Raw genomic sequence first — 797 nt, 5'->3', positions numbered from 1 at the left:
ACACTGCCAGACGCCCCTTAAACAAAGCCCAGCTTAATCGAGCTGGGCTTTGTGCTTTGTGGCGTGCTCAAAGCACGGAATGCAGAAAGCCCGGCCTAGCAGCCGGGCTTGGCTTTTGAGAGTGGGCTGCGGCAGGCTCCCGGCTCATTGCGGCCAACCTTGCTCGCCTTGCCGGGGTGGCAGCGGATACCTCCACCGTATTCAGCGGTTGAACAGTTCTTTGGCGAGGTCCAGTCCTTGCGCCAGCAGGTTGTCGGCGGGCAGCTCGCCACCCGGTGTCAGTTTGTCGATCAGGCTCGGCAGGTGGTCGGCCAGCTGCTGCGACAGCTGGCTGCTGTCCAGTCCCAATTTGGTGGCGATATCGCCGAGCTGGCTCTGGCCGAGCACCGATTCGATCTGCTCCGGGGTGATGCTGAGGTTGCTGTCGGTGCTGACCCAGGAGTTGACGATTTCGCCCAGCCCGCCATTCTGGAATTTCTCGACCAGGCCGCTGACGCTGCCGTTTTGTTCCAGCAGTATATTGGCGCTGCTTAACCAGTTACTGTCGCCGCCGTTATCCAGTAAGCTGCCAAGTTGATTGAACAGACTCATGATCGACCTTTCTGTTGGGGGGAGATTCTGGTTTAAACCATAGTCCGGTTACAAACAATGCTTTTCGCGCGGATGTTCCCTTTGTCATTGCCGGTTTGTGGTGCGATTGGCTAAGCCGCTGTTTTTATTTGTGTTGCCACGACCGCGGCGTTTGTCAACGTAGTTGTCGCGTAAACCGTTTTTAGGCTGCAAGCCTCAGCGGCATT

The 797-nt window shown here is 57.3% G+C and carries 1 protein-coding gene; it reads right to left on the bottom strand.

The features are described from left to right. Nucleotides 1-201: 201 nt before the first annotated feature. Nucleotides 202-591: a YidB family protein gene (locus tag IE083_RS15690; protein ID WP_189354966.1), complete on the bottom strand. Its 390-nt coding sequence runs from the start codon at nt 589-591 to the stop codon at nt 202-204. Between the last annotated feature and the right edge of the window lie 206 nt (nt 592-797).

It is taken from the genome of Vogesella fluminis (assembly GCF_014652335.1).
Classification (GTDB): Bacteria; Pseudomonadota; Gammaproteobacteria; order Burkholderiales; family Chromobacteriaceae; genus Vogesella; species Vogesella fluminis.
This window is presented reverse-complemented; position numbering and strand designations above follow the sequence as displayed.